Annotated in this window: 10 protein-coding genes; 2 read left to right on the forward strand and 8 right to left on the reverse strand. The window is 70.1% G+C overall.

Features of this window, described 5'->3' with window-relative positions; translation table 11 throughout:
* From AOK24_RS46225 to AOK24_RS23060, 4 genes are all read right to left on the reverse strand, one after another.
* On the reverse strand, window positions 1-799 hold a 799-nt coding region (locus AOK24_RS46225; protein ID WP_276206851.1), incomplete at its 3' end, for a serine/threonine protein kinase.
* On the reverse strand, window positions 796-2,064 hold the full coding sequence (locus AOK24_RS23050; RefSeq protein ID WP_055721970.1) for a coiled-coil domain-containing protein: 1,269 nt from the start codon (window positions 2,062-2,064) through the stop codon (window positions 796-798). The genes AOK24_RS46225 and AOK24_RS23050, both read right to left, overlap by 4 nt.
* A gap of 101 nt (window positions 2,065-2,165) precedes the next feature.
* Window positions 2,166-3,176 carry a glutamate ABC transporter substrate-binding protein gene (locus tag AOK24_RS23055; protein ID WP_410483160.1) on the reverse strand — a complete coding sequence of 337 codons (1,011 nt, stop codon included), beginning with the start codon at window positions 3,174-3,176 and terminating at the stop codon, window positions 2,166-2,168.
* On the reverse strand, window positions 3,173-4,495 hold the full coding sequence (locus AOK24_RS23060) for a hypothetical protein (RefSeq protein ID WP_055721972.1): 1,323 nt from the start codon (window positions 4,493-4,495) through the stop codon (window positions 3,173-3,175). Before AOK24_RS23060 ends, AOK24_RS23055 begins: the two co-directional genes overlap by 4 nt.
* A 198-nt stretch (window positions 4,496-4,693) precedes the next feature.
* On the opposite strand from AOK24_RS23060, the gene AOK24_RS23065 reads away from it, so the two are divergent.
* Window positions 4,694-5,317: a hypothetical protein gene (locus AOK24_RS23065; RefSeq protein WP_063799501.1), complete on the forward strand. Its 624-nt coding sequence runs from the start codon at window positions 4,694-4,696 to the stop codon at window positions 5,315-5,317.
* Window positions 5,318-5,396: 79 nt separating this feature from the next.
* Here the strand turns inward: AOK24_RS23065 and AOK24_RS48630 are convergent, their stop codons facing one another.
* The 3 genes from AOK24_RS48630 to AOK24_RS23080 form a co-directional block, all read right to left on the reverse strand.
* Window positions 5,397-5,612: a DUF7660 family protein gene (locus tag AOK24_RS48630; protein WP_055721974.1), complete on the reverse strand. Its 216-nt coding sequence runs from the start codon at window positions 5,610-5,612 to the stop codon at window positions 5,397-5,399.
* Between the two features lie 208 nt (window positions 5,613-5,820).
* Window positions 5,821-6,444, reverse strand: a complete 624-nt coding sequence (locus AOK24_RS23075; RefSeq protein WP_055721975.1) for a Uma2 family endonuclease — start codon at window positions 6,442-6,444, stop codon at window positions 5,821-5,823.
* Between the two features lie 139 nt (window positions 6,445-6,583).
* Complete coding sequence (locus tag AOK24_RS23080) at window positions 6,584-7,684, reverse strand: mechanosensitive ion channel family protein (protein ID WP_055721976.1); 1,101 nt, start codon at window positions 7,682-7,684, stop codon at window positions 6,584-6,586.
* 279 nt (window positions 7,685-7,963) lie between these two features.
* Between AOK24_RS23080 and AOK24_RS23085 the strand changes: the two genes are divergently transcribed.
* On the forward strand, window positions 7,964-8,500 hold the full coding sequence (locus tag AOK24_RS23085; RefSeq protein ID WP_010354180.1) for an HNH endonuclease: 537 nt from the start codon (window positions 7,964-7,966) through the stop codon (window positions 8,498-8,500).
* A gap of 90 nt (window positions 8,501-8,590) precedes the next feature.
* Here AOK24_RS23085 and AOK24_RS23090 read toward each other — a convergent pair.
* Window positions 8,591-9,591 (reverse strand): hypothetical protein (locus AOK24_RS23090; RefSeq protein WP_055721977.1); only part of this gene is annotated, 1,001 nt, incomplete at its 5' end.

Genomic DNA, 9,591 nt, shown 5'->3' on the forward strand with positions numbered 1-9,591 from the left:
CGACGTACTCCATGACGATGTACCCGTCGAGGGAGCCGGTGCGCTGGTCGAGGTGCTCGACGAAGTTGTAGATGCGGACGATGTTGGCGTGCTCGATCTCCGCGAGGAAGCGCCGCTCGGAGATCGCCGCCTCCATCGCGTCCTGGTCGCCGGTGTCCAGCAGACCCTTCAGTACGACCCAGCGGTCCGACACCGCGCGGTCCACGGCGAGATAGACCCAGCCGAGCCCGCCGTGCGCGAGACACCCGGCCACCTCGTACTGGCCGTGCACGACGTCCCCGGACTTCAACTTCGGTACGAAGGAATAGGGGTGACCGCACTTGGTGCAGAACCCCTCGGTCCGCCCCACCCGCTCGCCGCGCGAACGGCCCACGGGAGCACCGCAGTCGGAGCGCGAACAGAACCTCTTGCGCTCCGGCACCTCCGGGTTGTCCAGCACCATCGCGCGCGGGTCCGGCTTCGGGACCTGCGGCACCGAGACCAGGCCCGCACCGAGCCGCGCCCGCCCCGACGAGCCCGCCGAAGCGCCCGAACTGCGCACCGACACCGAGCGGTTGGAGGCCTTGCCCGACAGCGACCGCGAGAGGCGCCCGGACACCGAGCGGCGGGACCTGGACGACTGGGACGAGGTGGACGACGGGGACGGCGTGATGCCGCTCGTGGCGGGCGAGCCGACCATGCCGGTCGCCGACACCACCGGCGCCAACCCGCAGGTGTCGCAGTACAGTTCGCCGCCGCCGACGTCCTCGTACGCGCCCTCGCACCCCGGGCGCTGGCAGCTCTGGCCGGCCTGACTCATGACGTACCCCCAGTCCGCTGGTCCTTCGGCGCCGCCAGCAGCTCCGCCGCCAGCCGCTGATACCGCAGGACCGCCTGCTCCGCGACCCGCAGATCGCAGGGCGCGCTCCACAGCATCCGGCGCGCCGCGTCGTACCGCTCGATGAGGAACGGGTCCTCCGCGAGCCCGAGCCGCGCCACCTTCGCCTTGTACGCGTCGAGCCGCCCGCGCAGCTCGGCGCGGATCGCGAGCGGCGCCGTCACCGCGCCCAACTGCTCGCGGGCGCGCTCCAGTTCGTCGTCCGCCTTCTGCTCAAGGGACTCCAGCAGCGGGGAGAGCCGGTGCCACTGGCCCTGCCTGCGGTACTCGGCCGCCGCCGCCAACTGTTCCTGGAGCGCCGTCGGAGGGCCGCTCACCACCGGGACCTCGGTCGCCGCGATCTTCGCCAGGACCTCGCCGCGGGCCGACCTCGCCTCGGCGAGGGTGCGGTCGGCGCGGGAGAGGACGTCCCTCAGCCGCACGAGACGCTGCTCCGCGTCCTGACGGACCGTCAGTACCGCGTCGATCTCCCGGCGTACGTCCTCCAGGGCGCGCGCCTCGCGGTCGTACACCGTCGTGTCCGGACGGCCGCCGCCCGGGGCCGAACTCCCCTTCGTGGGAACCCAGTAGGCCAGCGGGTCGGACACCACCTTCGCCCGCAGGTCCGTCAGCGTGCGGGTGATCTGCTCCAGGTCGTCGCCCGAGGGGTGCTCGCCGGGGCGGACACCCACCGAGTGCGCCAGGTGGCGGGTGCGCTGCAACTCCGCGGCCAGTAAATCGATCCGCGCCGGGAGCGCGGACCAGACGGCGTCCGCCGCCACCACCAGGTCCAGGGACGAGGCGTACAGGTCGTTCATGCGGTCCACCAGGGCCGCCAGCGAGAAGTGCTCCGCCAGGACGCCGGTGCCCGCCACGGATATCGGTTCGCCGCGCAGGAGTTCCGTCAGCTCGACCAGGTCCTCGCGGGAGGACCAGCGGCGTCGCGAGCGGATCTCCCGGGCCGCGCGCAGGGCGTCCGTGTACGCGTCGAAGTACGTCCACAGCAGGGATATCGCGGTGTCGGCCGCGGCCCAGCGCTCGCGCGTGACGCCGGTCAGCTCCGCGCCCTCCAGCAGACGCCGGCCCGCGTGGTCCTGGAGCGCCAGCAAGGAGGTCTCGATCGCCTCGTGCTCCTGGCCGAGCCGCGCCAGCGCACGGTCCACCTCGTCCCGGTCCATCACCGGACCAGGGGGTCCCGCGACGCCCATCGATCACCTCTTGTCGTTGCTGCCGGTGTTGCTGCCGGGAGTGGTTGCTCTGTGCGGTCGATCTTCCCTGTCCGTGTGGTCGTCTAACGGGGGTGCTGCTGCTAGCTGGTTCGGAGGTAGACGGGTGGATCGGGCAGGTACGGCGCGGAGTTGGGACCCATCGTCTGCGACAGCCAGGTCCGGTACGAGTCCTGCCAGCCGCCCGAACGGTACTGCGCGAGAACCTGGTTGACCCTGCTCACCAAGTCGTTCGCGTCCTTCTTCATCGCGACGCCGTAGAACTCGGTGGTGAACGGCGTGCCTTCCAGCTTCAGCGTCGGGTCCTGCGCCGCCTGGCTCGCGGCGAGAGCGCCGTCCGTGATGATCGCGTCGGCCTCGCCGAGCTGGAGCCTTACCAGGCAGTCGAGTTGGTTGGGGACGACGAGGGGAGTGGCACCCTGGTTGTTCTCTTCGAGCTTCGTCTTGGCGGTCGAACCCAGCGCCACGCAAACCTTCTTGCCCGCGAGGCTCTTGTCGTAGCCGGTGATTCCGGTGTCCTTGGGTGCCAGGACCTGCTGTCCCGTCCTGAAATACGGTGCGGAGAACGCGACATCCTTGATCCGCTCGCAGTTGATCGTCATGGTCCTTACGACCATGTCGACCTCACCCTTCTTGATGGCGTTGATGCGCTCGTTCGTCGGAATCGCCCTGAACTGAACGGCGTTGGGGTCACCCAGGATGTTCTCCGCGATCTTGTGCACCAGGTCGATGTCGAAACCCTCAAGTGCCGCGTCCTTGTTGTTCGGGTTGCGGTATCCCCAGCGGTAGCTGTTCTGGTCGACGCCGACGATCAGCTTGCGTGCCTGTCCGGTCCGCGCCTTGATCGCCGCGATCGTCGAGCCGTCCACCGTGGACGGCCTCAACGTCTGCGCCTCCGGGTTCCTGCACGTCTCGGCCGCCGCCTGCGTCGTATCCGCGACCTTCTGCACCGCCCGGCTCTCCCGGTGTTCCCTCGCCAGCGGCAGCAACAGGACGACGGCCAGCGCGAGTACGCCGACGAGGGTCGCCATTACGCCGACTCCACCCCAGCCTCGGCCCCTGCCTCGCCCTCGCATGGATCCTCCCCTGCTCATCGGAACTCCGACAGTCTGCGGCCGATGCCGAGTACGGCGCCCGCTGCGGCCAGGACGGCGAGGACACCGGCGCCGAGAGGGAGACCCGAGAAGGCGCCCCGGCCGTCCCTGGCGGCCTGCTTGAACTCCAACTGCTCGTGGGAGATGGCCTGTTCGAGGCTCTTGTCGACGGCGCCGAACGAGTCGTCGGTGGTCTCGCCGGAGCCCACGACCTGCTTCAGGGCGACCTCGTAGTTGCCGTTCTCGTCCGCCTCGCGGGCCTCGGCGTGGCGCGACTTCCACTCGTTCACGCTCTGCCGGGCCGAAGTGACCGGCGTCCGGCCGGACTTGTCGTCCGCGAGGGTCTCCGCCCGGGTGAGGCCGGAGACGAGTGCCCCCATCTCGTCCCCGTACTCCACGTCGTACTTGTCCTTGGTGTCCTTGCCCACCTTCACCGTCTCCGCGCCGCGCGAGATCAGCGTCAGGTTCTCGTTACCCCGCGCCTTCAACGCCGCGATCCGCGCGTCGTGCAGGACCTTCAGGGAGCGCACACCGTGGTCGTACGACGTGGTCAACTCCGCGCGCGCGACGCTGTGTCCGACGACCAGCCACAGCAGGACGACCGTCGTCGCGCCGGCCGCCGCGACCAGGCCGTGGCTCAACACCCGGTTCGTACGCCGGTATTCACGCACCTGCGTGCCCGCGAGGGCGGCGAGCGCGAGGACGCCGAGCGTGATCGCCGCCCACGGATAGGGCTTCGCGGCGTCGTAGTCGTCGTCCAGGCGGGCGTTCTCCTGGTCGTACAGGCTCTGTGCCGCCGTCAGCATCTCGTCCTGCATCTTCTGGTTGGCGTACCGGAGGTAGGCGCCGCCCACCGGGAAGCCCATGCGGTTGTAGGTACGCGCGCGCTCGACGAGGCCCTTGTAGACGGGGAGGGCCGTGTTCAGCTTCGTGATCGCCTGGGCCGAAGGGGAGCCCTGTTCAGCGCTGTTGGCGGCCGTGACGAGTTTCCTCGCCGCCGCGTCGATGCTGTCCTCGTACGTCCGGCGCGCCTGCGGCGTCTCCTGGCCGCCCGCGAGGAACGCGCTCGACGCGGCCGTGTTCGCCTCGGCGAGCGCGCGGTAGATGTCCGCCGCGTCCCTCGTCAACGGCTGGCTCTTGTACAGGACTCCGTCCGCCGCGTCCGAACGGTCGGTCATCTGCCAGGCGGTGAGCGCGCCGAACGCCACGACCAGCACCGCCAGCACCGCGCCGATGATCCGCAGCCGCCCCGGCTCCGTCGTCGCCGCGCGCCTCAGCCGTTCGGTGTTCTCCGCCCACGCCGTTCTCCGACCGCCCACATCCGGCCGATTCCCCACTGCCGACCTCCCCCGTGTCCCGTCCGCGCCGCAAGTATCACCGCCCCGAGGCTCACCGCGCACCGGACTTCACTGGATCTTGATCGGTTCGTGTCACCACCTGCGCATGAACCTTCTGCCCATGAATACGCGGGGAGCGTGTGTTCGGTTCCTTATGGGGATCTCCTAGGCTTCTCGACCATGCCTCAGCGACCCGCCTCCGACCTGCCCGCCGATCCTCGTGGACTCGCCCTGGAACACCGGCAGTCGCGGGTCGTGAGCGGGGAAGGGGAGTGGGGCGGGGCCGACGAGTGGACGGTGACCGTACGGGTGGACCGCTTCAGGAACCGGACGGCCGGCGGAGATATCGGCGAGCTGAAGCTGATCCGGGCCCGGAAGGCGGAACTTTTCAACTGGCAGCCCGAGGACTTCCCGGAGCCCGGGGTCCGTGACGCGCTCCTCGGCATCTTCGATATGGGCCACGGCGGCTACCGGCCCCCGTTCCACGACCACATCACCTCCACCGACGGCGACCTCCTCGTCCTCCACTCCGTCCAACTCGACCCCGCGTGGCGGGGGTTCGGGCTCGGCGCGATCCTCGTCTCCGAGGCGGTATGGACTCTCGCGGACGGGTGCAGCGCGGTCGCCGACACGACGTTTCGCTGGGGAGCCGTCGGCTTCCGTCTTCGTCCTGCACCCCTTGGGTACCTTCTGGATCCCCGGGATCGGGAGGCGCTTGCGCTGCGAGAGTTGCAGCGGCGGGAGTTCGGGGGGCTGTGTGAGGCGTATCGCGCGGCCTTGCCGACGGGGCGGCGAGGGCTCTGACCTGGCGATCAAGCGCAAGGTCACGGCAACTCGGAAGAGCCGCCGTGACCTTCAAAACACCTCTGGCGAGGAGCCTGCCCTACTCGTAGTCACGGCCCGCGAGGATGATCGTGCCCAGCAACTGCCAGTCCGGTTGGGCCGGTTCCTCGATGCCGCGGTTGACGTACATGTTCGTGATGCCGTTGAGAAACGCCCCCATGGCCTCCAGGAACGAGTCGAGGTCCCGGTCGTACAGAGATTTCCCAACCTTCCCCGACCTCCGTTGTCTCGCGTACGCCCTCGTGTGGCTCGCCATCCGGCTTCCCGCGCCGTTCCGCCGCATCGGTGCCCGCAACGACTACTCGTACGGCATCTACATCTACGGCTTCCTCGACGTCCACCCCCGGAAGCCTCCCCGAGCGGGAGACCGTCGGCACCGACTGCCCGTGCTGCGGCGACGAACTGGGCACCGGTGACGCCGGTGACCCGAGTCCGTGGAACCACGGATGACGGCGCGGCCCGGGTCAGCCTCGGAGGAATGACCCCGTGTCCAGGGTGGGATACGGCGCCGGAAGCGGCAGCGGATCGCCGAGGCCGACCTTCACGTCCGTGTCGTAGTACGCCTCGGTGGGGTCCTCCCCCGGCAGCACCGGGTCCGTGTAGCAGTGCGCCGTCCCGGCGTGGCGGTCGATAAGGACGTACACGGGGATGCCGGCGGCGGCGTACGTGCGGAACTTGGGGCCGGTGTCCGTCTCGTGGTTCGTGGAGGTGACCTCGCCGACGAGGGCGAGCATGTCGACGGGGTACCAGCCCCGGTGCGTCGCCCGGTAGGACTCGTCGAGTTCGGTCGGATCACGGCGGCAGACGTAGAAGTCCGGTACGACCAGAGCCATGGTCCGCCCGTCGGGATGAGCGACGCGGAAGCCGTCGTTCACACCGGCCAGGTCCAGTCCGGCCAGGTGGAACTGGACGATGAGCTTCACGGCGCCGGCGTTGTGCCGGTGCTCAGGTTGCGGCGGCAAGATGCCCGTCCCCTCGATGTACTCCGCCCGGACCGGCACAGGCGCTGCCGCTTTCCCGAACGCTTCCAACAGATCGATGGGGTCCACCTGCGTCATCACCGGCTCCATGATCGGTTCGGCGCTCATCGCTGGTTCTCCTTGTCGCACTGATGCCAGGCTAAGCCCGCGTCGGGTGCCCCGGCAGAACGATCGAGCTGTCGAGCGCGCCGTACGGCGGAATGACTCACCGTTCACTCGAACGAGTGTGCCGAACCGTTCCGCCCCCCTACTTCGGCACACCCCGCTGCGGCGCCCCGATCGGCGTAGTAGCCACCGACTGAGGTGAATCCGCGTTGGAGAAGACCGACGGCGCCGCAACCCCCGCCGAGGGGTCCGGGGTCTCCTCCTCGCCCGGTATCGCGACGCCACCCACGATCCGGATGTTCGCGGCGTCGAAGGCCCGCTTGATACGCCACCGGAGTTCACGCTCCACGGTGAGTTTCTTGCCCGGCATGGTGCGAGCCGTGACGTGGATGACCATGGAGTCGAGGAGGACGGAGTCGAGGCCGACGACGTCGATGGAGCTCCAGAGGAGTTCGTTCCAGGGCTCTTCCTTGCTCATGCGTTCGGCGACGTCGGTGAGGGTGGCCTTGACGCGGTCCAGGTCCTCGGTGGGTTTGACCGTGACGTCGACGCCCGCCGTGGCCCAGCCCTGGGAGAGGTTGCCGATGCGCTTGACCTCGCCGTTGCGGACGTACCAGATCTCGCCGTCGGCGCCCCGGAGTTTGGTCACCCGCAACCCCACCTCGATGACCTCACCGGTCGCGACCCCGGCGTCGATCTGGTCGCCGACGCCGTACTGGTCCTCCAGGATCATGAAGACGCCGGAGAGGAAGTCGGTGACCAGGTTGCGGGCGCCGAAACCGATGGCGACACCGGCGACACCGGCGGAGGCGAGCAGCGGCGCGAGATTGATCTGGAAGGTGGAGAGGACCATCAGGGCGGCGGTGCCCAGGATCAGGAAGGACGCGACGGAGCGCAGGACGGAGCCGATGGCCTGGGAGCGCTGGTGGCGGCGTTCGGCGTTGACGAGGAGGCCGCCGAGGGCGGTGCCGTCGACGGACTCGACCGTACGGTTCATGCGGTCTATGAGCTTCGTGATCGCCCGCAGCACGAACTTCCGCAGGAGCACCGCGACGACGAGGATCAGCAGCACCCGCAGCCCGATCGCCAGCCACGTCGACCAGTTCTGCTCGACCCAGCTCGCGGCGTTGGTCGCGCTCTCCTGCGCGTCCTGGAGCGTCGGCACGGTCACGTCGGGTGACACGGACGGCGACGGCGTAGGAGTCGGCGAGGCGGCGGACAGGGACACGGCAGGAACCTCCAGGAGCAACGGCAGCCCGCGGCGAGGTCACGAAAAGGTCACCGTACGGGCAGGCACACCACACTAACGGGGCATTGTGTGGAGGTCTGTCCGATCGCCCCCGCAGAGACCTGTCTCACCCGTGCTTGAAGGGGGCGTACGGCGGCAAAACATGGGGTGTGGTCGAAAACACTCCCAGCCCGTTACCGGGAGATGGTGGCGCGTTCACCAGGCAAGAGGGGAGACTGACTACCAGATCGTCCCGGCGCGAGCCACGCGCCGCCGACGCCCAAGGAGGCATCCGTGCCGCATGTCCTGGTCCTCAACGCGTCGTACGAGCCCCTCGGCGTCGTACCGCTCCGCCGCGCGCTCGTCCTCGTCCTGGAGAACAAGGCAGTCTCCCTGGAGGATTCGGGCGCCTATCTGCACAGCGCGACCGTCACAGTCTCCGCGCCCAGCGTGGTCCGGCTCAAGCGATTCGTCAGAGTCCCTTACCGGGGGCCCGTCCCCCTCACCCGCCGCGCGCTGTTCGCGCGTGACGGGGGCCGGTGCATGTACTGCGGTGGCGTCGCAACCAGCGTCGACCACGTCATCCCGCGCAGCCGCGGGGGGCAGCACGCGTGGGACAACGTGGTCGCGTCCTGCCGCCGCTGCAACCATACGAAGGCCGACCGCCACCTCACGGAGATCGGCTGGCGCCTGCGCCACAAACCCGCACCACCCACCGGCCTGGCCTGGCGCATCATCGGGACCGGCCATAGGGACCCGCGCTGGCTGCCGTACCTGCGGCCATACGGCGCGGACGACGCACTAGCCCGGATCGACGGCATATCGGCCTGAGATCCGGGCTTTCGCATACCCGCCCCGGAATTCCCCTCCGATTCCGGGGCGGGTGGTCTGTGAGCGCCGTGCTTTGTACGTCCGTGGGGCCTACGCCTGCCGCAGTTCCCCCGGCCGTACCGCCCTCCCCAGCAGCGGCAGCGACGTCGCCGCCGCCAGCAGGCACGCGCCGTACACCGCGAGCGGCACGAGCAGCGAGTGGTACGGGACGGGTACGTGCGCCAGCGCGCCGTACCAGGTGCCGAGCACCAGCCCGCCCGCGCCCGCGAAGAGCACCGCCGGGGCGAGGGGGAGGGCCGTCTCCAGGAGGAGCGCCCGCGCCAGCACCGTACGCGGTACCCCCGCCGCGACCTGCGCCGCGAGCCCGCGACGGCGGTTCGCGAGGGACTCGGCGGCGCCGACCGCGAGGCCCGAGAGGGCGATGAGGAGGCCGAGGCCGATCGCGGCGGCGGTGAGGTCGAGGCCGGCGAGGTAGAAGGCGTCGCTCTCGGCGTGCCGGCCACGGCGAAGGGTGTCGACGAGGGCGGCGCGGACGCCGACGTACCCCGTGCCGACGACGGTCACGAGCAGGACGGCCGCGTGGGTGCGGGCCGCCGCCCAGGGGTCGTCGCGCAGGCGCTCGGCGGCGATGAGTACGGCGGCGGAGCGCGCCCGGGGCGCGAGGACCCGGCCCGCGAGCCGGGCGAGCGCCCCCGCGATCCCTACGGCGCCGATGCCGACGACGACCACGAGCAGCAGCATGAGGAAGGGGACGAGCACCAGGCCGACGCTCAGGACGAACACCATGAACGTCAGGACGACCACACCGGCGACCGACCCGGCGACCACGGCCCAGGCGCCCTTCCCCAGCTGTGGCCGGATCCTCCGCACCCACCCCAGCGGCGACGCGACGACATGCCGCAGCGCCAGCACCCCCGCCCCGGCGCCGAGTACGGGTACGACGACGGCGACACCGGCGATGCCGGCCCAGGTGTAGAGGCCGGCCCCCTTCCAGATGCTCGCCAGCACCGACACGGACACGGCACTGGCGACCCCGGCGCCGGGGCGGGGGTGCTGGCGCTGCGGCATGTCGTCGCGTCGCCGCTGGGGTG

The sequence above is a fragment of the Streptomyces niveiscabiei genome (assembly GCF_001419795.1).
GTDB lineage: Bacteria > Actinomycetota > Actinomycetes > Streptomycetales > Streptomycetaceae > Streptomyces > Streptomyces niveiscabiei.